At 39.3% G+C, this 26253-nt stretch carries 23 protein-coding genes; 22 read left to right on the forward strand and 1 reads right to left on the reverse strand.

What is annotated here, in order from left to right:
* Positions 1–117: 117 nt before the first annotated feature.
* The 21 genes from ACH0CI_RS03895 (at position 118) to spoVK (ending at position 24056) form a co-directional block, all read left to right on the forward strand.
* Positions 118–909: a DUF3388 domain-containing protein gene (locus tag ACH0CI_RS03895; protein WP_013058808.1), complete on the forward strand. Its 792-nt coding sequence runs from the start codon at positions 118–120 to the stop codon at positions 907–909.
* Between the two features lie 12 nt (positions 910–921).
* On the forward strand, positions 922–1905 hold the full coding sequence (locus ACH0CI_RS03900; RefSeq protein ID WP_223546233.1) for a helix-turn-helix domain-containing protein: 984 nt from the start codon (positions 922–924) through the stop codon (positions 1903–1905).
* 144 nt (positions 1906–2049) lie between these two features.
* Complete coding sequence (gene pgsA, locus ACH0CI_RS03905; protein ID WP_028411382.1) at positions 2050–2634, forward strand: CDP-diacylglycerol--glycerol-3-phosphate 3-phosphatidyltransferase; 585 nt, start codon at positions 2050–2052, stop codon at positions 2632–2634.
* Positions 2635–2650: 16 nt separating this feature from the next.
* Positions 2651–3892 carry a competence/damage-inducible protein A gene (locus tag ACH0CI_RS03910; protein ID WP_028411381.1) on the forward strand — a complete coding sequence of 414 codons (1242 nt, stop codon included), beginning with the start codon at positions 2651–2653 and terminating at the stop codon, positions 3890–3892.
* Positions 3893–4091: 199 nt separating this feature from the next.
* Positions 4092–5129: a recombinase RecA gene (recA, locus tag ACH0CI_RS03915; RefSeq protein ID WP_013058804.1), complete on the forward strand. Its 1038-nt coding sequence runs from the start codon at positions 4092–4094 to the stop codon at positions 5127–5129.
* 280 nt (positions 5130–5409) lie between these two features.
* On the forward strand, positions 5410–6969 hold the full coding sequence (rny, locus tag ACH0CI_RS03920) for a ribonuclease Y (protein ID WP_013058803.1): 1560 nt from the start codon (positions 5410–5412) through the stop codon (positions 6967–6969).
* Positions 6970–7050: 81 nt separating this feature from the next.
* Positions 7051–7848, forward strand: coding sequence for a TIGR00282 family metallophosphoesterase (locus ACH0CI_RS03925; RefSeq protein WP_028411380.1), 798 nt, complete (start codon positions 7051–7053; stop codon positions 7846–7848).
* A 223-nt stretch (positions 7849–8071) separates the two neighbouring features.
* Positions 8072–8332: a stage V sporulation protein SpoVS gene (gene spoVS / locus ACH0CI_RS03930; protein WP_003181955.1), complete on the forward strand. Its 261-nt coding sequence runs from the start codon at positions 8072–8074 to the stop codon at positions 8330–8332.
* Positions 8333–8407: 75 nt separating this feature from the next.
* Positions 8408–9325 (forward strand): dipeptidase, encoded by a 918-nt coding sequence (locus ACH0CI_RS03935; protein ID WP_335707083.1) that lies wholly within the window; start codon positions 8408–8410, stop codon positions 9323–9325.
* A 183-nt stretch (positions 9326–9508) separates the two neighbouring features.
* Positions 9509–9685, forward strand: a complete 177-nt coding sequence (locus tag ACH0CI_RS03940; RefSeq protein WP_155278273.1) for a hypothetical protein — start codon at positions 9509–9511, stop codon at positions 9683–9685.
* Between the two features lie 17 nt (positions 9686–9702).
* Positions 9703–11460, forward strand: a complete 1758-nt coding sequence (locus ACH0CI_RS03945; protein ID WP_335707082.1) for a 2-oxoacid:acceptor oxidoreductase subunit alpha — start codon at positions 9703–9705, stop codon at positions 11458–11460.
* A complete protein-coding gene (locus ACH0CI_RS03950; protein WP_335707081.1) occupies positions 11447–12313 on the forward strand; it encodes a 2-oxoacid:ferredoxin oxidoreductase subunit beta in 867 nt (288 codons plus the stop codon). The genes ACH0CI_RS03945 and ACH0CI_RS03950 overlap by 14 nt, the downstream gene beginning before the upstream one ends.
* 254 nt (positions 12314–12567) lie before the next feature.
* Positions 12568–14097, forward strand: a complete 1530-nt coding sequence (gene miaB / locus ACH0CI_RS03955; protein WP_025601388.1) for a tRNA (N6-isopentenyl adenosine(37)-C2)-methylthiotransferase MiaB — start codon at positions 12568–12570, stop codon at positions 14095–14097.
* Position 14098: 1 nt separating this feature from the next.
* Complete coding sequence (locus ACH0CI_RS03960) at positions 14099–14530, forward strand: YlbF/YmcA family competence regulator (RefSeq protein ID WP_013058797.1); 432 nt, start codon at positions 14099–14101, stop codon at positions 14528–14530.
* A 236-nt stretch (positions 14531–14766) separates the two neighbouring features.
* On the forward strand, positions 14767–15312 hold the full coding sequence (locus tag ACH0CI_RS03965; protein ID WP_013058796.1) for an outer spore coat protein CotE: 546 nt from the start codon (positions 14767–14769) through the stop codon (positions 15310–15312).
* A 177-nt stretch (positions 15313–15489) separates the two neighbouring features.
* The gene (gene bcaP, locus ACH0CI_RS03970; RefSeq protein WP_033579805.1) at positions 15490–16887 is read left to right on the forward strand and encodes a branched-chain amino acid transporter BcaP; all 1398 of its coding nucleotides are present in this window, start codon (positions 15490–15492) and stop codon (positions 16885–16887) included.
* Between the two features lie 163 nt (positions 16888–17050).
* On the forward strand, positions 17051–19708 hold the full coding sequence (mutS, locus tag ACH0CI_RS03975) for a DNA mismatch repair protein MutS (protein ID WP_406900891.1): 2658 nt from the start codon (positions 17051–17053) through the stop codon (positions 19706–19708).
* Positions 19709–19726: 18 nt separating this feature from the next.
* Positions 19727–21604, forward strand: a complete 1878-nt coding sequence (gene mutL, locus ACH0CI_RS03980; RefSeq protein ID WP_406900892.1) for a DNA mismatch repair endonuclease MutL — start codon at positions 19727–19729, stop codon at positions 21602–21604.
* Positions 21605–21704: 100 nt separating this feature from the next.
* Entirely contained in the window at positions 21705–22655 is a 951-nt protein-coding gene (gene miaA / locus ACH0CI_RS03985; RefSeq protein WP_048019986.1) for a tRNA (adenosine(37)-N6)-dimethylallyltransferase MiaA, read from the forward strand.
* Between the two features lie 32 nt (positions 22656–22687).
* Positions 22688–22912 (forward strand): RNA chaperone Hfq, encoded by a 225-nt coding sequence (hfq, locus tag ACH0CI_RS03990; protein ID WP_013058791.1) that lies wholly within the window; start codon positions 22688–22690, stop codon positions 22910–22912.
* 205 nt (positions 22913–23117) lie between these two features.
* Positions 23118–24056, forward strand: a complete 939-nt coding sequence (gene spoVK / locus ACH0CI_RS03995) for a stage V sporulation protein K (protein ID WP_223546698.1) — start codon at positions 23118–23120, stop codon at positions 24054–24056.
* A gap of 31 nt (positions 24057–24087) precedes the next feature.
* Here spoVK and ACH0CI_RS04000 read toward each other — a convergent pair whose 3' ends face one another.
* A complete protein-coding gene (locus ACH0CI_RS04000; RefSeq protein WP_328152833.1) occupies positions 24088–24699 on the reverse strand; it encodes a trimeric intracellular cation channel family protein in 612 nt (203 codons plus the stop codon).
* A gap of 277 nt (positions 24700–24976) precedes the next feature.
* Between ACH0CI_RS04000 and hflX the strand changes: the two genes are divergently transcribed.
* On the forward strand, positions 24977–26239 hold the full coding sequence (gene hflX, locus ACH0CI_RS04005; protein ID WP_016765352.1) for a GTPase HflX: 1263 nt from the start codon (positions 24977–24979) through the stop codon (positions 26237–26239).
* Positions 26240–26253 lie beyond the last annotated feature (14 nt).

The raw sequence follows: 26253 nt of genomic DNA on the forward strand, positions 1-26253 counted from the left end.
CAAATGTAGAACTACTTGCCTTTAGGGTTTATAATATAATGGAAATCATTTATAGTTAAACTAGGTGAAAAAAAGGGGGCACCTCTCGAAGGCCAGCCAAGAAATGGGAGGGGTTTGATGGAGAAAATTGAGTGGTATTTAGAATATCAAATACAAAAAAATCGTCCGGGTCTTTTAGGTGATATTTCATCGCTTCTTGGAATGTTGTCAATTAATATTGTCACAATTAATGGAGTGGATGATATTCGCCGTGGATTATTGCTACGCTGTGATTCACATGAGCAAATAGACAGGCTTGAATCTATTTTGAAAACAATGGATAATATCATTGTGACAAAAATGAGACCGCCTAAATTGCGTGATAAGTTAGCAGTGCGTCACGGTCGCTATATTCAGCGTGACGCAGATGATAAAAAGACATTCCGTTTCGTAAGAGATGAATTAGGTTTGCTCGTAGATTTTATGGCGGAACTGTTTAAACAAGACGGTCATAAGCTTATCGGTATTCGAGGTATGCCGCGAGTAGGCAAAACCGAATCGATTGTAGCAGCTAGCGTATGTGCGAACAAAAGGTGGCTTTTTGTGTCTTCTACACTCTTAAAACAAACGATTCGCAGTCAGCTTATTGCTGACGAATACAACGCTGATAATATTTTTATCATTGACGGGATTGTATCGACAAAACGAGCGAATGAAAAGCACTGGCAGCTTGTTCGAGAAGTAATGAATGTACCCGCGACAAAAATCGTGGAGCATCCGGATGTATTTGTACAAAATACCGAGTATTCGTTAGATGATTTTGCCTACATTATTGAAATAAGAAATGACCCCAATGAGAAGATTACATATGAAATAATGGAAGGTCCTCAAATGTTTCAAGACGGTGGATTATCGATGTTTGATTTTTAGCATAATTGGTAGGTGTTAGCATTGACAGAGTTAGGACAAAGGTTAAGACAAGAACGAGAAAGCAAAGGGTTGTCGTTAGAGGATTTACAAAAACTAACGAAAATTCAAAAACGCTATTTACTTGGCATTGAAGAAGGCAACTATGAGGTTATGCCAGGGAAATTTTACGTACGAGCGTTTATTAAGCAATACTGCGAAGCAATTGGGTTGGACACAGATGCTATTTTTGAAGAATACAAATCAGACATTCCTTCAACTCAAACAGAAGACATGCCGCAGCAGCTTTCGCGCGTTCGCAGCCGCAAAGAAATTCCTCAGCATACAAAAGGAGTTTCAAAAGCATATGACTACCTTCCAACTGTTCTAGTGGTGGCGGGAGTTGTAGTTGTTGGGATTATTATTTGGGTAATCGCTCAAAATATCGTCTCGGATAAAAACAAGGAGCAGGCTAATCAAGAAGCTCCAAACAGCGAAGTTCAGCAGTCTAACACGCAGGAAGAAACGAATGAAACTACTGCAAAAAATGACAATAGCAAGTCAGAAGATGAACAAAGTGCTGCTGATAAGAAAGAACAAGAAAAAGAAAAAGCTGAAAAAGAAAAAGCCGCTAAAGAAAAAGCTGAGAAAGAAAAAGCTGAAAAAGAAAAGAAAGACAGCGGTAAACAAGAATACAAGGAAGTTCAAAAAACAGGCAGAAGTGCTACGTATGCTCTTTCCGGTACAGATGCATTTAACCTAGAAGTAACATCCACTCAAGCAGATACTTGGTTAGATGTGAAAAATGGAAAAGGAAATGCTTTCTTTAGCTCCATTCTAAAAAAAGGTGAAACAAAAGAATTTGATTTGACGAAAGAAACGGAAGCTCGTGTCAACATAGGTTATTCACCTGGAGTAGAGTTAAAAGTAAATGGAAAAGCGGTTGACTTGCCGTTTGATTCATCCAAGCAAGTTCGACAAGTTGTAACGATTCAATATCAGCCGGCAGAAGCACAGTAAACAGCCTGTTTTAAAAAGTGGTCAGAGTGTAAATAAAGATAATATGTGAATTAAACACTCATTCACGCTATAATAAAACCAAAGCCGTGCAAACAACTTCGTTTGCACGCTTTCAGTTTGTAACAGTAATTGGAGGCAGAAGAAGTGAATTTACCAAACAAGATTACCATTTCGCGAATTTTTCTAATTCCCGTATTCCTCATTTTTATGATGGTGCCGCTACCATTTGGCACAGTGGAGGCAGCAGGAAAAGAGATTCCGATCGCTCATCTATTAGGGGCGGCATTATTTATTATTGCATCTACAACAGACTGGATCGACGGATACTATGCAAGAAAGTACGATTTAGTCACGAACTTGGGCAAGTTTTTAGATCCACTAGCAGACAAGCTGTTGGTTTCAGCTGCGCTTGTAGCTATTGTTGACTTAGATTTAATTGCAGGTGCAGGATGGGCTGCTATCATCATTATTAGCCGTGAATTTGCTATCACAGGTTTAAGACTTGTACTAGCAGGGGAAGGAGAAGTTGTAGCAGCCAATATGTTAGGTAAAATTAAAACATGGACTCAAATTTTAGCTATTTCAGCTATTCTGTTGTACAACTTGCCTTTTGAATGGATTTCCATTCCGTTTGCTAGCGTAATGCTTTGGATCTCAGTGATTTTTACGGTTATTTCAGGCTGGGACTACTTTGCCAAAAACAAACAGGCTTTTGTTAATTCAAAATAAGTAAGATGGAGATGATATGATGAACGCTGAAATTATTGGAGTCGGCTCTGAGCTGCTGCTTGGGCAAATTGCCAATACAAACGCTCAGTATTTATCGAAAAAATTAGCCGAACTTGGAATTAATGTTTACTATCATACAGTAGTAGGAGATAATGCACAGCGCTTGAAAGAAGTGATTGCTACAGCTCAAACACGTGCAGAGTTAATTATTTTCACAGGCGGGCTTGGTCCTACAAAAGATGATTTAACAAAAGAAACAATTGCGAGTGTGCTAGGAGTAGAGTTGACAACAAATGCGGAAGCACTTGAAAGCATTGAAGCCTATTTCAAACAGTCAAATCGTATCATGACACCTAACAATAAAAAACAGGCAATTGTACTTGAAGGTTCGACAGTGCTCCCTAATGATTACGGAATGGCTCCAGGTATGGGGCTTACAGTAGAGGGAAAACACTATATGCTATTCCCAGGGCCGCCAAAAGAGCTCTATCCAATGTATGAAGCATATGGTCAAGAATTTTTAGCTCAAAAGCTTGAATTAAAAGAAAGTATTGAATCACGCGTTCTTCGTTTTTTCGGAATAGGAGAATCACAGCTTGAGACGGAAATTGAAGATTTGCTTGATGCGCAAACAAACCCGACGATTGCACCGCTTGCAGGAGATGGAGAAGTGACGCTTCGCTTAACTGCTAAGCACGCTGATGCTGCTGAAGCACAGCGCATGTTAGACGAAGTGGAAAAAACCATTTCAGAGCGCGTAGGCGAGTATTTATATGGATACGAAGCAACTTCTTTACATAATGAATTGGTAAAAGAATTAACGGCACAAGGCTTGACGATTGCTTCAGCCGAAAGTTTAACCGGCGGGTTATTCAGCGAACGTTTAACAACTGTTTCAGGTGCTGGAGAAGTTGTTAAAGGCAGCCTGGTAGCCTATCATTATGAAATCAAGCAAAATATTCTCGGAGTGAGCGAACACACGCTGAATCAGTACGGAGCCGTTAGCGAGCAGTGCGCGGCTGAAATGGCTCAGCGTATTCAACAGTTATACAAAACGGATATTGGCATCGGTTTTACGGGTGTAGCTGGACCCTCTAAACAAGAAGGACACCCTGTAGGAACAGTGCATATAGGGGTCGCTTATAAGGATCAAACTCCTCAAGTTTACAGCTTGCAGCTATCTGGAAGCCGCCAAGGAATTCGTTCACGAACGGTTAATTACGGCTGTCATTACGTATTGAAGACGATAAAAAAATAAAGAAAAAAGGCTGCTTAGTTTTACCAAAGCAGCCTTTTTTTAATTTTATAAAAAACGAACATTTATTCGCTTTTTGCTTGTCAAACGACCCAAAAACTAGTATAGTAAGTTATAGAAAGTTGTTAATTCGACATTGCTACTACATCGTAGTAAGTTTGCAGTTTATAGATGATTTCAAAGAGATAGAGGAGGAAATTGAGTGAACGATCGTCAAGCAGCCCTTGATATGGCTTTAAAGCAAATTGAAAAGCAATTTGGTAAAGGTTCAATTATGAAATTAGGTGAACAAACGGAAAAAAGAATTTCTACAATTCCAAGTGGTTCATTAGCATTAGATATAGCTTTAGGCGTAGGTGGATATCCACGTGGACGTGTGGTGGAAGTATATGGCCCAGAAAGCTCAGGTAAAACAACAGTTGCTCTTCACGCGATTGCAGAAGTTCAACAGCAGGGCGGACAGGCTGCATTTATCGATGCGGAGCACGCGTTAGATCCTGTATATGCTCAAAAATTAGGTGTTAATATTGATGAGCTGTTATTATCTCAGCCTGATACAGGAGAACAAGCTTTAGAAATCGCTGAAGCTTTAGTTCGAAGCGGCGCAGTAGATATTATTGTTGTTGACTCAGTAGCAGCGTTAGTGCCAAAAGCGGAAATTGAAGGAGAAATGGGAGACTCTCACGTGGGTCTACAAGCTCGTTTAATGTCTCAAGCATTGCGTAAACTATCTGGAGCTATTAACAAGTCTAAAACAATCGCTATCTTTATTAACCAAATTCGTGAAAAAGTCGGCGTAATGTTTGGTAACCCTGAAACAACTCCTGGTGGACGTGCGCTTAAATTCTACTCTTCAGTGCGTCTAGAAGTGCGTCGTGCAGAGCAGTTAAAGCAAGGAAATGATATCGTAGGTAACAAAACAAGAATTAAAGTTGTGAAAAATAAAGTAGCTCCGCCTTTCCGTGCTGCCGAAGTAGATATTATGTACGGAGAAGGTATTTCAAAAGAGGGTGAAATTTTGGATATCGCTTCTGAACTAGATATTGTCCAAAAAAGTGGATCTTGGTATTCATATAATGACGAGCGTCTAGGTCAAGGCCGTGAAAATGCAAAGCAATTCTTAAAAGAAAATACTGATATTCGTCAGGAAATTGCGGGACAAGTGCGTGAACATCATGGTTTAGACCAAGATGGAGAGCCAGCTCCTGAGGATGACGATCAAGGCGATTTAAATATTTAATTTGCTGCGAGATAAAAAAAGACTCCTCTATTTCAAAGAAGGGGTCTTTTTTTTGTAAAAATTGTTAATGCTAGAAAAGTAACATACGAAATTTCAATATATACTGTAGAGGCAGGCTTGACAATAAAAATGCACAGATTTACAATTAAGATGTATATTTTCCCTTTTTAAAACATTTTAGCGTTTAAAAGCCTTTGTGTGTATATTGAAAGGTGAATACGATGTACATGCCGACATGAAATTTAAAACTTACAAGTTTATAGCAAGGGGAGGTGAAATGATGGATACTAATACAATCATCTTCGCTTTGCTTGGCCTAATCGTCGGTGCAGTTGTTGGCTTTTTTGTTTGTAAATCGATTGCTGAAGCTAAAATTGCGGGAGCAAAGTCTAGTGCAGAACAAATTATTGATGAAGGAACCCGCGAGGCGGAAGCTTTGAAAAAAGAAGCTTTACTAGAAGCGAAGGATGAAATCCATCAGCTTCGTACAGAGGCAGAACAAGATATTCGTGATCGTCGAGCAGAACTTCAAAAACAAGAAAATCGATTAATGCAAAAAGAGGAAAATCTTGATCGTAAAGACGAATCACTTGATAAACGTGAAGCGTTACTTGAAAAGAAAGATGATTCTCTTACTGTTAAACAACAGCATATTGAAGAGATGGAAAGCAAAGTTGAAGAAGTAGTACGTGCACAGCAAACAGAGCTAGAGCGCATTTCAAGCTTAACAAGAGAAGATGCAAGAGCGATTATTTTAGATCGTGTTGAAAATGAACTTTCCCACGACATTGCAATAATGGTAAAAGAAACAGAAAACCGTGCAAAAGAAGACGCCGATAAAAAGGCGAAAGAAATTCTTTCACTTGCTATTCAGCGTTGCGCAGCAGATCATGTTGCTGAAACGACTGTCTCAGTTGTTAACTTGCCAAATGACGAAATGAAAGGCCGAATTATCGGTCGAGAAGGTCGAAACATCCGTACGCTTGAAACTTTGACAGGAATTGATCTTATTATTGATGATACGCCAGAAGCAGTTATTTTATCAGGATTTGACCCAATTCGTCGTGAGACAGCAAGAATTGCACTTGATAAACTCGTTCAAGATGGTCGTATCCATCCCGCACGTATTGAAGAAATGGTTGAAAAATCTCGCCGCGAAGTGGATGAATATATTCGTGAAGTTGGTGAACAAACGACGTTTGAAGTCGGTGTTCATGGGTTGCACCCAGACTTGATGAAAATTCTTGGTCGCTTAAAATTCAGAACAAGCTATGGTCAAAATGTGCTGAAACATTCAATGGAAGTAGCGCATTTATCAGGACTTATGGCTGCTGAATTAGGTGAAGATGAAACGTTAGCCAAACGAGCAGGATTGTTACATGATATTGGTAAAGCAATTGACCATGAGGTAGAAGGAAGCCACGTAGAAATCGGTGTTGAATTAGCTACAAAGTATAAAGAACATCCGGTTGTTATTAACGCGATTGCTTCTCACCATGGAGATACAGAACCAACATCAATCATTGCTGTACTAGTTGCAGCAGCGGATGCATTATCTGCTGCAAGACCAGGTGCTCGCAGTGAGACGTTAGAAAACTACATTCGTCGTCTTGAAAAGTTAGAAGAAATTTCAGAGTCTTATGAAGGCGTTGAAAAATCATTTGCAATTCAAGCAGGGCGTGAAGTTCGTATTATGGTGAAACCAGATACGATTGGTGATCTAGAAGCGCATCGACTTGCTCGAGATATCCGAAAACGAATTGAAGATGAGCTGGATTATCCTGGCCACATCAAAGTAACGGTTATTCGCGAAACAAGAGCAGTAGAGTATGCAAAATAAAAATGAAGTGGCGTTTCGCCACTTTATTTTTTTTCGTAGAGATGAAGATACAGATTAAGAATGAAGTATAGGAGCTTTTACATGAGAATTTTATTTATTGGAGACGTAGTTGGTTCTCCAGGCCGTGAAATGGTTGAAGAATATTTACCGAGATTAAAAAGAAAATACTCTCCGGGACTTACAATTGTGAATGGAGAAAATGCAGCTTCAGGAAAAGGAATTACCGAAAAGATTTATCGTCAGTTCTTACAAGCAGGGGCTAACATTATTACTCTTGGTAACCATGCGTGGGACAAACGTGAAATTTTTGATTTTATTGACGATGCAAAAAATCTTGTTCGCCCAGCAAATTTTCCTGAAGGTACACCGGGCAAAGGAATTACGTATTTTACGTACAATCAGCTTGAGGTAGCCGTGATTAATTTACAAGGGCGTACGTTTATGGCTCCGCTCGATTGTCCATTTCAAAAAGCAGATGAATTAATTGAAGAAGCACGCCAGCGCACTCCGCTTATTTTTATTGATTTTCATGCTGAAACAACAAGTGAAAAGCAAGCGATTAGCTGGTATGTGGACGGTCGTGTCAGCGCTGTTGTCGGCACTCATACGCACGTTCAAACAGCTGACAATCGTATATTGCCAAAAGGAACAGCCTACATCTCTGACGTAGGAATGACTGGACCTTATGACGGCATTTTAGGGATGGAGCGCGAAGCTGTTATTAAGCGTTTTTTAACGTCTCTTCCTGTTCGATTTGAAGTGCCAAAAGAAGGAAGAACGCAGCTTAGTGGAATCGTTATTGATATTGATCAAAAGACGGGGAAAGCAACAAAAACAGAGCGAATTTTGATTAACGAAGATCATCCGTTTTTTGAATAAAGGGAAAAAGTCAATGTGTCGAAAGGCGATACATTGGCTTTTTTATTTTGTCAAAAACGTAAAAAGAAAAAAGAAAGGTGTAGAAATATAAGTTTTTGAATATTTAGGAAAAACAAGCAGGAATACGTTTGACATATCGTGAATATAGTAACATTGAAATCAATTAAGTCATTGGTCTAATGATCTCTCATCATACATTGTAAAGAATAAGGAGGAGCTAGATATGGAAATATTAAAAGTTTCAGCAAAGTCTAATCCAAATTCAGTTGCTGGTGCCTTAGCAGGCGTGCTGCGCGAACGCGGCGCAGCAGAAATTCAAGCCATTGGGGCCGGGGCACTTAATCAAGCAGTAAAAGCTGTAGCAATCGCAAGAGGGTTCGTTGCACCAAGTGGGGTTGATTTAATCTGCATCCCAGCTTTTACAGATATTCAAATTGATGGAGAAGAGCGAACAGCCATTAAATTAATTGTAGAGCCGCGATAATTATAAAAACCACGGACCTGTAAAGCATAGAAGCCAAACAGGTCCTTTTTGTATAGAGCTAAAGGGGTGTTGGTTGTGATATTTGATGCTCATTGTGATGTATTAATGAAGCTCTGGTTAAATAAACGTTTATCTTTTACATATGATTCAGCGCTGCATGTCACGTTAGAAGGCATAAAAAAAGCAAAAGGGAAAGTTCAGCTATTCGCTATTTATATTCCAGAAGCGGTTCCGGCAGCTCAGCGCTTTGATGTTGCGTTAGAAATGATTCAGCTGTTTCAGAGTCATATTTTATCGCTTCCCGGTGTAAAATGGGTTCGTTCAAAGCGCGATATAGATAGCTTGAAAAAAGGTGAACTTGGAGCCATGCTGACGCTTGAAGGGTGCGATGCCATTGATACAAGTTTAGTTCGCTTAAAGACACTTTTTTCACTGGGTGTACGTTCAGTAGGCTTGACATGGAATTATAGCAATGCTGTATGTGATGGTATTTTAGAACCTCGAGGCGCGGGGTTATCGTCTTTTGGAAGAAAAGTTGTTGAATTGAATAATGAACATAAAGTATGGACGGATGTCTCTCATTTATCGGTAAGAGGTTTTTGGGATGTGATTGAGCTAGCACAATATGTAGTGGCTACTCATTCCAATTCACACGTATTGTGTTCTCATCCCCGGAATTTAAGAGACGATCAAATTCATGCTTTAATAAAGCGCAACGGCGTGATTGGCATTACGTTTGTCCCTGAATTTTTAACGAGTTCTGCCAAAGCGCACATAGCGGATGTGATCCGTCATCTTGATTACATATGTGAAAGAGGAGGGGAATACTCCGTTGGTTTTGGCTCAGACTTTGACGGCATTGACAAAACGGTTTATCGTCTCGGAAGATATGAACAGTATACGAATTTAATTGAAGAACTCCTTAAGTATTACACTGAGGAGCAGGTAAAACGTTTTCTGTTTCAAAACTTTGCCGATCGTGTATGCAACTAATAAAAAAAGAGCTTTTTCTTTTTGGGAAAGCTCTTTTTATAGAAGTTATTTATATAATAATACCTCATGTGAAGGCAGAAAAGATCATTAAAAAACTTCATCTTATTCATTAAATATAAATATAATTAAAACGATTGAGAATTCAATGGAAAGGGTTGCATTTTTCTGGCAATCGGAATAAAATTGAAAACGGATTATGGAGCTGTTCAAGCAGAAACGTATCCTGCACAGCGACAAGGTGCTGTGGGAGTTTTGCGGATGATTTTTGTTCGTGAAATGCAGAAGCAAATGAAATCGTTTGCTAATTTACTTTTTTCAGTTTTTATCAATAAAATAGATTTCTATATTAAGAGCAATTAAAGGAGTGGCGTTGATTTATGGTACAGCAACTTTCATGGAAAGTTGGCGGACAGCAGGGTGAGGGAATCGAAAGTACGGGAGAAATCTTTTCAACCGCTTTAAATCGATTAGGTTATTACTTATACGGCTATCGTCATTTTTCTTCTCGTATCAAAGGTGGACATACAAATAATAAGATCCGAGTGAGTACAACTCAGGTTCGATCTGTGTCAGATGATTTGGATATTTTAGTTGCGTTCGATCAGGAAACAATCGATGTAAACGTCCACGAGCTGCGCGTAGGAGGCGTTGTAATTGCAGATGCGAAATTCAACCCAAGTCTGCCCGAAACATGTACAACTGCTACGCTATACGCTGTTCCGTTTACAGAAATTGCAACGGAACTAGGAACGTCGCTAATGAAGAACATGGTTGCTGTAGGCGCTTCAAGTGCTGTGCTTCATATTGACACAGAAATATTTGAAGAAGTAGTGCTTGAAATCTTCGGTAAAAAGGGCCAAAAAGTTGTACAAAAAAACATGGAAGCTATTAAAAAAGGTGCAGATTACATTCGTGAACAGCTAGGCGAACAATTAGAAACAATGAAACTAGATCCAGCGGATGGTAAAAAACGTATGTTTATGATTGGAAACGATGCGATTGCACTAGGTGCTTTAGCCGGTGGGGCTCGTTTTATGCCAGCATATCCAATTACCCCTGCTTCAGAAATCATGGAATACTTAATTAAAAAGCTTCCTCAATTCGGTGGAACTGTTATTCAAACAGAAGATGAAATCGCAGCATGTACGATGGCTATCGGAGCTAACTATGCAGGCGTACGTGCGCTGACAGCATCAGCTGGACCTGGTCTATCATTAATGATGGAGTCGATTGGATTAGCGGGCATCACTGAGCAGCCTGTTGTGATTATTGATACGCAGCGCGGCGGTCCAAGTACAGGGCTTCCAACTAAGCAAGAACAGTCTGACTTAATGGCTATGATTTACGGTACGCACGGTGAAATTCCGAAGATCGTCATGGCGCCAAGTACGGTTGAAGAAGCATTCTACGATACGATTGAAGCGTTTAACTTAGCAGAAGAATATCAGTGTCCAGTTATTATGCTAACGGATTTACAGCTTTCACTTGGGAAACAGTCGGTAGAACCGCTTGACTATAACCGCGTTGAAATCCGCCGCGGCAAGCTTCAGCAAGGAGAGCTAGAAGAGTTGGAAGAAAAACAATACTACAAGCGCTACCGCGTAACAGAAGACGGCGTATCACCACGCGTCATTCCAGGAATGAAGCATGGCATTCATCACGTAACGGGAGTAGAACATGATGAGACAGGAAAGCCATCTGAATCTCCGGCGAACCGCAATGATCAAATGAATAAGCGTCTTCGTAAAACAAAAGGAATTCGTTTTAATACGCCAATTCATGTTCACTCTCATGAAAAAGAGTCTGATATTTTATTTGTTGGATTTAATTCGACGCGTGGAGTTATTGAAGAGGCAATGGGACGTTTGGAACAGGACGGTATAAAAGTAAATCACGCCCACATTCGTTTAATTCATCCTTTCCCAGCTGACGAACTGCTTCCTTACGTGCAAGGAGCTAAAAAAGTAGTTGTCGTTGAAAACAATGCTACTGGACAGCTTGCTAATATTTTAAAAATGAATATCGCAAGTCATGATAAAATTCAAAGCGTATTGAAGTACGATGGAAATCCATTTCTTCCGCAAGAAGTATACGCAAAAAGTAAGGAGATGTTTGTGTTAAATGGCAACGTTTAAAGATTTTCGTAACAGTGTAAAACCTAACTGGTGTCCGGGATGTGGAGATTTCTCCGTACAAGCAGCCATTCAACGCGCATCTGCTAACGTAGGTTTAGAACCTCATGAGCTTGCTGTTATTTCAGGTATTGGATGCTCTGGACGTATCTCTGGTTATATTAATTCATATGGTTTTCACGGTATTCACGGACGTGCGCTTCCAATCGCTCAAGGTGTAAAAATGGCTAATCGTGATTTAACCGTTATCGCATCTGGCGGTGATGGAGATGGGTTTGCTATCGGTATGGGACACACGGTACATGCGATTCGCCGAAACATCGATGTAACGTATATCGTAATGGATAACCAAATCTATGGTTTAACAAAAGGACAAACATCTCCTCGCAGTGAAGTAGGATTCAAGACAAAAAGTACGCCTGAAGGATCAATTGAGTCGTCTTTATCTGTCATGGAGCTGGCGTTAACTTCCGGGGCAACGTTTGTAGCGCAAAGCTTTTCAACGAATTTAAAAGAGTTAACAAGCTTAATTGAACAAGGCATTCAGCATAAAGGTTTTTCTTTAATTAACGTATTTAGCCCGTGCGTAACGTATAACAAAGTGAACACGTATGATTGGTTTAAAGAAAACCTAACTAGTCTTAGCACAATTGAAGGTTATGATGCAAACAATCGTATGCAAGCTATGCAGACGTTAATGGAGTATAATGGCTTAGTAACAGGGCTTATTTATCAAAATGCGCATCAGCCGTCGTATCAGCAGCTTGTTCACGGCTATAGTGAAGAGCCGCTGTCAAAAGCAGACTTAGGTATGACTGAGGAAAAATTTGATGAGCTAGTGGCTGAATTTATGTAAAAGAGGCTGCAATAAAAGCAGTTTAGTAGAGGGGAAATCCGAACGGTAAATTGAGATTCTTAATGGAGAATCCAGCTCGTTCGGATTTTTTCATAGTCATAGGTATAGAAAATAGGTATATGATTGTGTTCGCTACTTGAAAGTTATATACTATGTTAATGTGATGAGTTTTATGCATAAGCATAAGGCTGTCACATTTTTTTGCGATTTACAGGTGCAACGTGACAATTGTCATGGCGAAAGGAGATTTTTTTATGAACGAAAAACAACGTTTAGAAAGCAACCAAGTTAATCCAGCGGACAAAAAATCCGAAAAGGATTACAGCAAATATTTTCAAACAGTATACATGCCACCTTCTTTAAAAGATGCGAAAAAACGAGGAAAAGAAGAAGTTTCCTATCACAACGATTTTGCAATCGATGAACAGTTTCATGGAATGGGACAGGGACGTAAGTTTTATATCCGTACGTACGGCTGTCAAATGAATGAGCACGATACAGAAGTAATGGCTGGTATTTTTCTAGGCCTTGGCTACGAGCCGACTGACTCTGTTGAAGATGCTCATGTTATTTTATTGAATACGTGTGCGATCCGTGAAAATGCGGAAAATAAAGTGTTTGGTGAATTAGGACACTTGAAGGCCTTAAAGCGCGAGCGTCCTGAGCTATTAATCGGCGTCTGCGGATGTATGTCTCAAGAAGAGTCAGTTGTAAATAAAATTTTACAAAAACATCAGCACGTGGATATGATTTTTGGTACACATAACATTCACCGTTTGCCTCACATTTTGAACGAAGCATACTTAGCAAAAGAAATGGTGATTGAAGTATGGTCTAAAGAAGGGGACGTTATTGAAAACCTTCCAAGAGCACGTAAAGGCAGCGTCAAAGCATGGGTTAACATCATGTACGGCTGTGACAAGTTCTGTACGTACTGTATCGTTCCGTATACGCGAGGAAAAGAACGAAGCCGCCGTCCAGAAGATATTATCCAAGAAGTACGTCATTTAGCTGCTCAAGGCTACAAAGAAATTACGCTTCTAGGCCAAAACGTTAATGCATACGGAAAAGATTTTGAAGACATGACGTACGGCTTAGGTGACTTAATGGACGAAATCCGTAAAATTGACGTTGCTCGTATCCGTTTTACAACAAGTCATCCTCGTGACTTTGATGACCGTTTAATTGAAGTTCTTGCTAAAGGTGGAAATCTTGTCGATCACATTCACTTGCCTGTTCAATCAGGAAGCAGTGATATCTTAAAAATTATGGCACGAAAATATTCTCGTGAACATTATTTAGAGCTTGTTCGTAAAATTAAAGAAGCCATTCCAACGGCATCATTAACAACTGATATTATTGTTGGTTTCCCAAATGAAACGGATGAGCAGTTTGAAGAAACAATGTCGCTATATCGTGAGGTTGAATTTGATAGTGCTTATACGTTTATTTATTCACCTCGTGAAGGTACGCCGGCTGCTAAGATGCAAGACAACGTACCAATGGAAGTGAAAAAAGAGCGTCTTCAGCGTTTAAATGCTCTTGTAAATGAAATTTCTGCAAAGAAATTGAAGGAATATGAAGGTAAAGTTGTCGAAGTATTAGTAGAAGGTGAAAGTAAAAATAATCCGGAAGTATTAGCAGGCTACACGGAAAAAAGTAAGCTTGTAAACTTCAAAGCACCTAAGTCAGTGATTGGGCAACTTGTAAAAGTAAAAGTTACAAAAGCCAAAACATGGACATTAAACGGGGAAATGGTAGAAGAAACAGCAGAGGTGAAGTAATATGGCGCAGTATAACAAGAGTGACGTAATTAAACGTGCTCAGGAGCTGGCAAAAATGATTGCTGAAACGGAAGAAGTAGATTTCTTCAAGCGTGCCGAAGCTCAGCTTAACGAAAATCAAAAAGTGCGTGAAACCATTGCAAGCATTAAAAGTTTGCAAAAACAAGCTGTTAATTTCCAACATTATGGTAAGACAGAAGCGTTAAAACAAGTGGAGGCAAAAATCGATCGTTTACAGGAAGAGCTGGATGAACTGCCGATTATTCAGCAGTTTCAAGAGTCTCAAATAAACGTGAATGATTTGCTTCAACTTGTCGCTAACACTATTTCAAACACAGTAACAGATGAAATTATTGTGTCAACAGATGGTGATTTACTGCGCGGTGAAACAGGTTCACAGGTGCGAAACAGCCCTGGATCTAGCTGCTCATAAAGAAAAAATGCCTTAGCAAATTGCTGAGGCATTTTTTTGTGCATCACGTGTGCATTATGTGGCATGAAAATTGGGCAGATTTTCTCTCTAATAATTGTCACGTTTTTCTATATCCTTGCATACAATGGAACATAGGTTTTTTATGCCTTAAACCTAGTTTCTTAAAAATAATGTGCAAACAAGTGAATGAGCCTGCATAGGATGAAATGAAGATAGTTTGAGGAGGGTATGCTCACATGTCACAACACTATAGAGAAATTATTACAAAAGCAGTCGTAGGTAAAGGTCGCAAGTTTACACAATCGTCTCATACGCTTGCACCGAAAAATCGACCAACAAGCATCTTAGGATGCTGGGTGATTAACCATGAGTACAAAGCAAAGAAAAGCGGCAGCAATGTAGAAGTTGACGGCAGATATGATATTAACATCTGGTATTCGTACAATAATAATACAAAAACCGAAGTTTGGACGGAAACCGTATCATACAAAGATAATATTAAGCTGCGCTATAAAGACGAAGATTCGATTGGAGACGATTACGAAGTAATTGTTCGCGTGCTGCAGCAGCCAAATTGCCTAGAGTGCACAATTTCACCAAATGGCAATAAAACGATTGTTCAAGTAGAGAGAGAATTGTTGGCGGAAGTGATTGGCGAAACCAAGGTTTGTGTTGCAGTAAATCCGAAAGGCTGCGATGATGAAGACGAGTTTGATTTAGACGTAGATGACGATGAATTTGAAGATTTAGATCCTGATTTTATATTAGGAGACGATGAGTAACTAGGAAGAAGTTCTTCCTAGTTTTTTTATTTTTACTATTTTAAGAAAATTCTTATAAAAATAAAAAAATATATTGCTTTTTGTCGAATGCGCAGTGTATAGTAAATCTAAAGAAAATAATGCATTAATTTTCAGAAAATTTAGTTATATCAGATAAGTATTTTTTGGGGGGTTACTATGAGCTTATTTCGTAAAAAATCAATTCAAACGTTAATTAGTGAAACCAACTCTAAAGGTGTTAAATTAAAAAAGGATTTAGGCGCTTTCGATTTAACGATGTTAGGAATTGGAGCCATTATCGGAACCGGAATTTTTGTATTAACGGGCGTAGCTGCCGCTGAACATGCCGGTCCAGCTTTAGTTATATCTTTCATTATGTCAGGACTTGCGTGTGTGTTTGCAGCTCTTTGTTATGCGGAGTTTGCCTCAACAGTTCCCGTTTCAGGAAGTGCATACACTTACAGTTATGCAACATTTGGTGAATTAATCGCTTGGATTTTAGGGTGGGATCTTATCTTGGAATACGGTCTTGCTTCTTCTGCTGTAGCGAGCGGATGGTCGGGGTATTTTCAAGGATTGTTAGCAGGGTTTGGCATACATTTTCCAAAAGCTTTAACAAGTGCATACAATCCTGCAAACGGCACGTACATTGATATTCCAGCAATTATGATTGTTTTCTTAATTACCTTGCTTTTAACACAAGGAGTAAAAAAATCTTCACGTTTTAATGCTATCATGGTTATTATTAAACTGGCTGTTGTACTTCTGTTTATCGGGGTAGGGGTTAGCTATGTTAAGCCAGAAAACTGGACGCCGTTTATGCCGTTTGGTTTCTCGGGAGTAGCGACAGGAGCAGCAACTGTATTCTTCGCCTACATTGGATTTGATGCTGTAGCAACAGCGGCCGAGGAAGTACGTAAGCCTCAGCGAGATATGCCAATTGGAATCATCGCATCTCTTGCGATTTGTACAGTCCTTTATATCGTCGTATCGCTTATCTTAACAGGAATCGTCCCTTATACTGAATTAAATGTTAAAAACCCTGTAGCATTTGCTTTAAGCTACATTAATCAAGACTGGGTAGCAGGATTTATTTCATTAGGTGCAATTGTTGGTATTACAACGGTATTACTCGTTATGATGTATGGACAAACTCGTTTATTTTATGCGATCAGTCGAGATGGTCTATTGCCGAAGCCTTTTTCAAAAATCAGTGAGAAAAAACAAACGCCAGTAGTAAATACGTGGATTACATGTTTACTAGTATCTATCTTCTCTGGTTTAGTACCATTAGGAAGATTAGCAGAGTTAACAAATATCGGTACTCTTTTTGCTTTCATGACTGTATCAATTGGAATTTTATATTTACGTAAATCAAAACAAACTTCAGAATCGACTGGTTTCCGCGTACCGTTCGTGCCGGTGGTTCCAATTTTAGCTTTTGTGTTCTGTTTATACTTAGCACTTCAGCTTCCAAAGTTAACATGGATTAGTTTCGTAATTTGGCTTGTACTAGGGCTAGTGGTTTACTTCTTATACGGACGTAAGCATAGTCATTTGAACAGCAGTAAGTAATGAAAAGCTTCGGACAAGCTTCTTCCTTCGTCCGAAGCTTTTTTATTTGTTTGATGAAAAGAAATTGAAGATTGTTCTATTTGAATAAATTAAGTTTAAGAAAGACTTATGTTATAATACGTGTAGCAAAAACGCACAACTAGATGTGGTATGGAGGAATAGTATGGCAGCGTATACGCCAATGATACAGCAATATTTGAGAATTAAGGCAGAGTATCAAGATGCCTTTTTATTTTTTAGATTAGGTGATTTTTATGAAATGTTCTTTGAAGATGCTACAACAGCTTCTCAAGAACTTGAAATAACATTAACAAGTCGAGACGGAGGAGGACAAGAGCGAATTCCGATGTGCGGGGTTCCGTATCACTCTGCTCCTACGTATATCGAGCGTTTAATTGAAAAGGGATTTAAAGTAGCTATTTGTGAGCAGGTAGAAGACCCTAAGCATGCAAAAGGTGTTGTAAAGCGAGAAGTGGTGCAGGTGATTTCACCCGGAACACTGATGAACGAACGCGGACTGCATGAAAAGGAAAATAACTATATTTGTTCTGTTACTGCGTTCGAGGATCAAACGTTTGGTCTTGCTCTTTCTGATTTGTCTACAGGAGAAAACAGCGTAACGCTTGTTAGTTCGTTTCACGATATCGTCTCAGAAATTTATGCAAAAGAAGCAAAAGAAGTCGTTGTAAGCTCTGAGTTTCCTGCTGACTTATTACAAACACTAAAAGAGCGCATGACGATTACCATTTCTTATGAGAATAGTACAGATCAAGTAGAAGGACTAGATTATTTAGTAGAGTCGCTTCAGCAGCAAAAGCTTATTACAACGTTTGCGCGTATTCTTCAGTATTTAACTCGCACGCAGAAGCGTTCGCTTGAGCACTTACAGCCCGTGCAGTTTTATCAAATCAATGAATATATGAAAATTGATTTGTTCTCTAAGCGAAACCTAGAGTTAACCGAAACGATTCGTTCAAAAGGAAAGAAAGGCTCGCTTCTATGGCTATTAGACCAGACCGTTACGGCAATGGGCGGCCGTTTATTAAAAAATTGGATTGACCGTCCGCTTTTAAAACAAGCGGATATTGATAATCGTTTGAATATGGTAGATGTCTTAATGAAACAGTTTTTTGAACGAGAAGAACTGCGTGAGTTGCTAAAAGACGTATATGATTTAGAACGCTTAGCTGGTCGAGTAGCTTTTGGGAATGTAAATGCTCGTGATTTAATTCAATTAAAAAAATCATTGCAAAATGTGCCTCATATTCAAGAGGTTGTGAATCGTTTGAATCATCCTTATGCCACAAAGCTTGTTGAAGACATTGATCCTTGTGAGCGATTAGCTAATCTTCTTGAAAGAGGATTAAAAGAGCACCCTCCGTTGTCAATTAAAGAAGGAGACATTATTAATGACGGCTATCATGAACAGCTTGATCAATACCGAGATGCAAGCCGAAACGGAAAAACGTGGATTGCATCACTTGAACAGCAAGAGCGTGAGAAAACAGGGATTCGCTCACTGAAAATTGGTTATAATCGTGTGTTCGGCTATTATATAGAAGTAACGCGGGCAAATCTGCATCTTTTGCCTGAAGGAATGTATGAACGAAAACAGACGTTAACCAATGCAGAACGTTTTATTACGCCTGAGCTGAAAGAAAAAGAAGCGCTGATTTTAGAAGCGGAAGAGAAAATTGTAGAGCTGGAATATGAATTGTTTTTACAAATTCGTGAAGAAGTAAAAGCATATATTCCAAGGCTGCAAGAACTTGCTAAAAAAGTAAGTGAGCTTGACGTACTGCAGTGCTTTGCAAAAATCAGTGAAGAACGTCATTACACGAAGCCTATTTTTTCAAGTGAAGACATTTCGATTCAAAACGGACGCCATCCAGTAGTAGAAAAAGTAATGAATTCGCAGGAATATGTGCCAAACGACTGTCAAATGACGGATGATAGTTCAATTTTACTGATTACAGGACCAAATATGTCTGGTAAAAGTACGTACATGCGTCAGGTCGCTTTAACGGCGATATTAGCTCAAATTGGCTGTTTTGTGCCAGCTGACGAAGCGGTTCTGCCAATTTTTGATCAAGTGTTTACACGTATCGGAGCGGCTGATGACTTAATTTCAGGCCAAAGTACGTTTATGGTCGAGATGCTAGAAACGAAGAATGCAGTGACAAATGCCACTCAGTCGAGTCTGATCCTGTTAGATGAAATTGGACGGGGCACGTCTACGTATGACGGAATGGCTCTTGCTCAAGCAATTATTGAATACGTTCATAAACATATTGGCTGTAAGACACTATTTTCTACTCATTATCATGAATTAACCGTACTCGATGAGTCGCTTTCTGCGCTTAAAAATGTTCATGTAAGCGCGGTTGAAAAAAATGGGAAAGTCGTCTTTTTACACAAAATCAAAGATGGTGCCGCAGATAAAAGCTATGGTATTCACGTAGCGGAACTAGCAGAACTTCCAGGTCCGCTTCTAGAGCGAGCTCGCGTCATCTTACACGATTTAGAACAATTTTCTGAGCGTGAACCTTTACATCAGGCTCCAAAAAGAGAAGAGATAACACAACAAGTTCCACAAGAAGGTGCTTCTTTGGTTCAAGAAGAACGTGCAGATCGTAAAAAAGCAGATGAAGCCAATCAGCTTTCGTTCTTTGAAATAGAAGAGAAAAAAGAAAAGCCTGCGCTTTCAAAACGAGAAAAAGCAATTATCGATCGTTTAAAAGAGCTGGATATTTTAGAAATGACGCCTTTAGACGCAATGAATGCGATGTATGAACTGCAAAAATCATTAAAAAAGAAATAGATTGAGAGGAGTGAGTCTGTGGGTAAAATTGTGCAGCTTTCAGACGAACTTTCAAATAAAATTGCTGCCGGAGAGGTTGTTGAACGACCTGCTTCGGTGGTGAAAGAACTAGTCGAAAATGCTATTGATGCAAACAGTACAGTTATTGAAATTGAACTAGAAGAAGCTGGGCTTTCAAAAATTCGTATATTGGATAATGGAGACGGCATTGCTTCTGAAGACTGCTTGACCGCTTTTAAAAGACATGCGACAAGTAAAATCAAAACAGAACAAGATTTATTTCGAATTCGAACGTTAGGATTTCGCGGTGAAGCTTTGCCAAGTATTGCTTCGGTTTCAATGCTTGAACTCAAAACGAGTACGGGAGAAGAAGCCGGCACTCACCTTAAACTTAGAGGCGGAGAAATCGTTCATCACGAATTAACGTCAAGCCGAAAAGGTACCGAACTTGTTATTGAAAACCTATTTTTTAACACACCTGCACGTTTAAAATATATGAAGACGGTAAACACGGAGCTTGGTAACGTAACGGATGTCGTCAATCGCCTTGCGATGTCTCATCCTGAAGTTTCAATTCGGCTGATGCATCAAGGAAGACAGCTTCTGTATACGAACGGAAGCGGAGATGTGCGCCAAGTGCTTGCAGCTATTTATGGAATGGCAGTGGCCAAAAAAATGATTCCGATTAACGTTCAGTCTCTTGATTATGAAGTGAATGGTTACGTGGCTCTTCCTGAAATTACACGAGCTTCTCGCAACTATATGTCCACCATTATTAACGGTCGTTTTGTTAAAAACTACGGGTTGTTAAAAGCGGTACAGCAGGGCTATCATACCCTTTTACCTATCGGCCGTTTTCCAATCGTGTTTTTAACCATTACAATGGACCCTTTGTTAGTGGACGTGAATGTTCATCCAGCGAAACTAGAAGTGCGTTTAAGTAAAGAAGCGGAGCTGTTTGAGCTTATTGAACAAGGAGTAAAAGCTGCTTTTAAAAAGCAGCAGTTAATTCCGGATGCTGTAGTACCAACCAAGTCAAAATCAGCTGTGCAGCCAACTGAGCAGCAGACCTTTACATTTGATCATCAGTCTAAACCGTCTGGCTATCAGCCGTCTGATACGGTTCGCGAGCCTAGCTTTAAGGAGACTACCGTTCGTGTAGACGAGATCATGCCGCCTGTTAAAACAGAGGTCATACGTCAAGATGAAGAACTTGAACCAACGTTTCGAGAAATAGAACACTATGAAGAATCGGTGGAAGAAAACGCACCTATTCCAGAAACAAACCGTTCAGCCAAAGAGCAGCCAGAACCGCGTGTTCCTGCGATGTACCCAATTGGACAAATGCACGGAACGTATATTTTGGCGCAAAATGAAAAAGGATTATTTATTATTGATCAGCACGCGGCGCAGGAGAGAATTAAGTACGAATATTTTAAGCGAAAGCTTGGAGAAGTAGATTCAGAAGTTCAAGAACTGCTTATGCCGCTTACGCTAGAGTTCTCGGGAAATGAAGCCTTGATTTTAGAAGAATACAAAGACATGCTTGCTGAAGTAGGAGTCTTTTTAGAACCGTTTGGACAAAACTCCTATATCGTTCGTTCACATCCGCAGTGGTTTCCAAAAGGAGAGGAACAGGAAACCATTGAAGAGATGATTCAGCAAATCTTTACGATGAAACGAGTCAATATCGAGAAGTTACGAGAAGAAGCGGCTATTATGATGAGCTGTAAAGGATCGATTAAAGCGAATCATCATTTGCGAAACGATGAGATTTTTGCTTTACTTGAAACGTTAAGAAAAACAACGGATCCATTTACGTGTCCGCACGGACGACCAATTATTATTCATCATTCGACGTATGAAATGGAAAAAATGTTTAAGCGAGTGATGTAAGCAATGCGGCTAGCTGTAGCTAGCCGTTTTGTTGAATAAATCATGGCCATTTGGATAAAATGGAATGATGTGAATGCCTATAGATGAAAGTAGTGTTGTTATGACGGGAGAGAAACCAAAACTTATTGTCATTATTGGACCAACTGCGGTTGGTAAAACAAAATTAAGCATTGAACTTGCCAAACAGTTAGACGGTGAAATTATTTCAGGTGATTCAATGCAAATTTATAAAGGGATGGATATCGGAACAGCAAAGGTGTCAGAAGAAGAGATGCAGGGTGTTCCCCATTACCTGATCGATATTAAGGAGCCGGATGAATCGTTTTCTGTGGCAGAATTTCAAGAGATTGTAAGAAAACAAATCGATGATATTCATGCTAGAGGAAAAATGCCGATGATTGTTGGAGGGACGGGTCTTTATATTCAATCCGTTATTTATGATTATCAGTTCACAGAAACGCCTAGTGATGAAAAAGTTCGTGAACGAATGGAAGTATTTATTAAAGCTCATGGCATTGATCCCCTGTATGAGAAGCTCAAAGAAATTGACCCAGACAGTGCGGCTGCTATTCATAAAAATAACCATCGCCGTGTAATTCGAGCGCTTGAAGTTTATGAAGTAACCGGCAAAAAATTCAGTGACTATACAAAAGAACAGTCGCAAGAGTTATTATACGATGTAACCATTATTGGACTTACAATGGATCGAGACGTATTATATGAGAGAATTAATCACCGAGTCGATATGATGATGCAGGCTGGACTGCTTGAGGAAGTCAAATCATTGTACGAAAGTGGTCTGCATGATGTACAATCAATTCAAGCTATCGGCTACAAAGAGCTTTATGCTTATTTTGAGGGACGCTGTACGCTCGAAGAAGCCGTTGAACAGTTGAAACAAAATTCACGCAGATATGCAAAGCGTCAGTTAACATGGTTTCGAAATAAAATGCCTGTAAAATGGATAGAGATGGAAGTTGACAAATTCCCCGAAAAGTTTGCTGAAATTTTTACATATATTGCAGGAAAGCTGAAGAAAGAAGCGAATTAAGTAAACAGATAGAGAAACGAGGAGGCCGAATAATGAAACAATCAGTTAATATTCAAGATCAATTTTTAAATCAATTACGTAAAGAAAATATCTATGTGACGGTATTTCTTTTAAATGGTTTTCAATTAAGAGGACTAATTAAAGGATTTGATAATTTTACTGTGCTAATTGAATCTGAAGGAAAACAGCAGCTGATTTATAAACATGCGATTTCGACATTTGTACCAAATAAAAATATTACAGTAGAACTTGAATAGAGATTAAAGAGAAGCATCCGCATATTCGGATGCTTTTTTTATGTAAATAAAGGCTTAGAAAAGTTTCTTAACATTGTTTTTACTCATTGAACATAAACCTTATAATAGACGATTATTTCTTCGGTAATAAGAGATCATTGTCTTCGTATCGTTCATCGCATGCAGCTATGCGATACAGAGAAGTGGGATGAAACGAGAGGTGAACATGGTGGAACAGCCGATAACTCTTAAAAATAATGGGCAGATTAATATCATTTTAAATAATGAAACAAAAAAGGAAAAATCGTATACGACATCAATTCCGCGTCCTGCCAAAAAAGCTGTGATAAATCATGAGCCGCTTCGGGAAATTGAACGAGAAATGAGCGGACTGGTTGGAATGGAAGAATTGAAAAAAATGATAAAAGAAATATATGCGTGGCTATATATTAACAAAAAAAGAGAGGAACAGGGCTTAAAAGCGGGAAAGCAGGCGCTGCATATGATGTTTAAAGGAAATCCAGGAACAGGGAAAACGACGGTAGCCCGCCTGCTGGGTAAATTATTTTTGAATATGAACATCTTGTCTAAAGGACATTTAATTGAAGCAGAGCGTGCAGATTTAGTTGGAGAATACATTGGTCATACCGCTCAGAAAACGAGAGATCTTGTAAAAAAAGCGCTTGGAGGTATTTTATTTATCGATGAGGCTTATTCTCTTGCAAGAGGGGGAGAAAAAGATTTTGGAAAAGAAGCGATTGATACATTGGTCAAACATATGGAAGATTCAAATGATAAGTTTGTATTGATTTTAGCTGGTTATCCAAGAGAAATGGAAAATTTCTTAAGTCTTAATCCAGGACTGCGCTCTAGGTTTCCGTTTATTTTTGATTTTCCGGATTATGACGTTAATGAACTGATGGACATTGCGGGTCACATGATGAATGACAGGCAGTATCAGTTTAGTACAGAGGCCTATAAAAAGCTAAAAGATCATTTTATGGACGTGAAGTACAATCAGACGCCTAGGGATTTTAGTAACGGTCGATATGTGCGAAACATTATTGAACGTTCCATACGTACTCAATCCATGAGGCTTTTAGAAGAAGAAAGCTTTGAACGCAACGAGCTTTTAACTTTAACGTCAAGCGATATTCAGCTGTGAAAAAAAGCCTTTCGTCATGAAAGGCTTTTTTCTACATATTTGGTTGTCGAATGGTTTTAATCGGCAGGCGCCATTTGTAAATGTATGAACACATCCGAAGGCCTACAAGCAAGATAAATAACGTATAAAGTTCTACAGGCGTGTTTGTAATATGGAGGCCTACGCTAAATCCTGCGATAATCGCCCATACGGCATAAATTTCATCTTTAAGAACAGTAGGCTTTCGGCGTGCTAATAAATCTCGGATAATCCCCCCGCCGCTTCCTGTTAAGACCGCAGCTACAATAACCGCGCTAAGCGGATGGTTCATATGAGTGGCATAAAGCGCTCCTTGAATCGCGAATGCTGCAAGGCCAATGGCGTCCGAGAAATTTCCCCATCGCTTCCAATGTTTTAAGATATTGTTTGGAAATAAAAAAGTGGCAGTGATAGATAATAAAGCAATTTGAAAAAAGAGTTCTTGTTCCCAAAGGGCAGACACCGGTACACCGATAAGCAGGTTTCGAATGGCTCCTCCGCCAAAAGCCGTTACGATTCCGAGTATGTAAACGCCTAAAATATCATATTCCTCTTCCATCGCAATGAAAGCTCCGCTGATTGCAAAAGCAATCGTTCCAATAATGCTAAGTACGTCCCAAGTCATGATGCTATCCCCTTTATTCTGTTTTCACCAAGTAGCGACTATTATTTTAAAATCAGGCAGCCTGATTCAAATTTCGATAAGTAAACCAATTCAAATTGTATACAGAATTTCGTGATATTTCAATGTTTTTTTAATCATCGTTTTATAGATTTTAAAAAGGGTGTTAAACTAGTAAAAGACAATGTATTCTGTCTCTTTTGCAAAGATGGAGAAATGGAGATTTTTTTGATATGATATGAATGATTTGTCAATTTAATAGTAAGGGAAGGAAAAATCTTTGACAGCAGAAATGAATACTGAACTTGAACGCGTAATTTTAGTCGGATGTCAGCTTCATGACGATGACGAACGTTTTGAATATTCAATGGATGAGCTAGCATCTTTAACTGAGACTGCAAAAGGCGAAGTGCTGGTAAGGTTAACGCAAAAGCGCGATCGCATTCATCCAGCTACTTATATTGGAAAAGGGAAAGTAGAAGAACTTGTGGCTCTTGAAGAAGAGTTAGAGCCTGATTTAATTGTATTTAATGATGAATTGTCACCGAGTCAAATCCGCAATTTGTCAGCAGGGTTATCTGCGCGTGTTATTGACCGCACGCAGCTGATTTTGGATATCTTCGCACAGCGTGCTCAAACGCGAGAAGGAAAAATGCAGGTGGAACTTGCTCAATTAAATTATCTGCTGCCTAGGTTAGTAGGACAAGGTACCGCTTTGTCGCGTCTTGGAGGCGGAATTGGAACGAGAGGTCCTGGTGAAACGAAACTTGAAAGTGACCGCAGACATATTCGCCGTAAAATTGATGAAATTAAGCGTCAGTTAAAGACAGTGGTAAGTCACCGCGAACGTTATCGAGAAAGACGTAAGCGTAATCATGTCTATCAAATTGCAATTGTGGGCTATACGAACGCTGGTAAATCGACGATCTTTAACCGCTTAACAGAAGCTGGTATTTTTGAAGAAAATCAGCTGTTTGCAACTCTTGATCCAACGACAAGACAGTATACGCTTCCGTCAGGATTAACGGCGCTGTTAACGGATACGGTTGGATTTATTCAAGATCTTCCAACAACGTTAGTAGCCGCGTTCCGTTCAACACTTGAAGAAGTAACCGAAGCTGACCTTGTTCTGCACGTGGTAGATTCATCTAATCCAGATTACAACAACCACGAAAAAACAGTGCATCGCTTACTAGAAGAGCTGAACGTAACGGACATTCCGATGCTGACAGTTTACAATAAAGAAGATATGCAGCATGAACTATTTGTCCCATCCGCTTCAACATCGTTATCAATGAGCGCTTTTAAAGCTACGGATTTAGTGAAGCTTGGGGAAAGAATTCAAGAAGAAATGAAAAAAGAAATGGCGTTTTTTCATGTGCTGCTGCCGGCTTATGAAGGAAAAATGCTCGCTGAACTAAAAACGGTCTCTATTCTTGAGTCGTTAAAGTTCAATGAAGAAACTGAGAAGTATCAGTGCAAAGGGTATATTGCAAAAGAGCATCCCCTTTACAAAAAGCTACAAACGCTTGAAGAAAGTTGAGGAACAAAGAAATG

The sequence above is a fragment of the Priestia sp. 179-F W1.4 NHS genome (assembly GCF_045369295.1).
Lineage (GTDB): Bacteria > Bacillota > Bacilli > Bacillales > Bacillaceae_H > Priestia > Priestia zanthoxyli.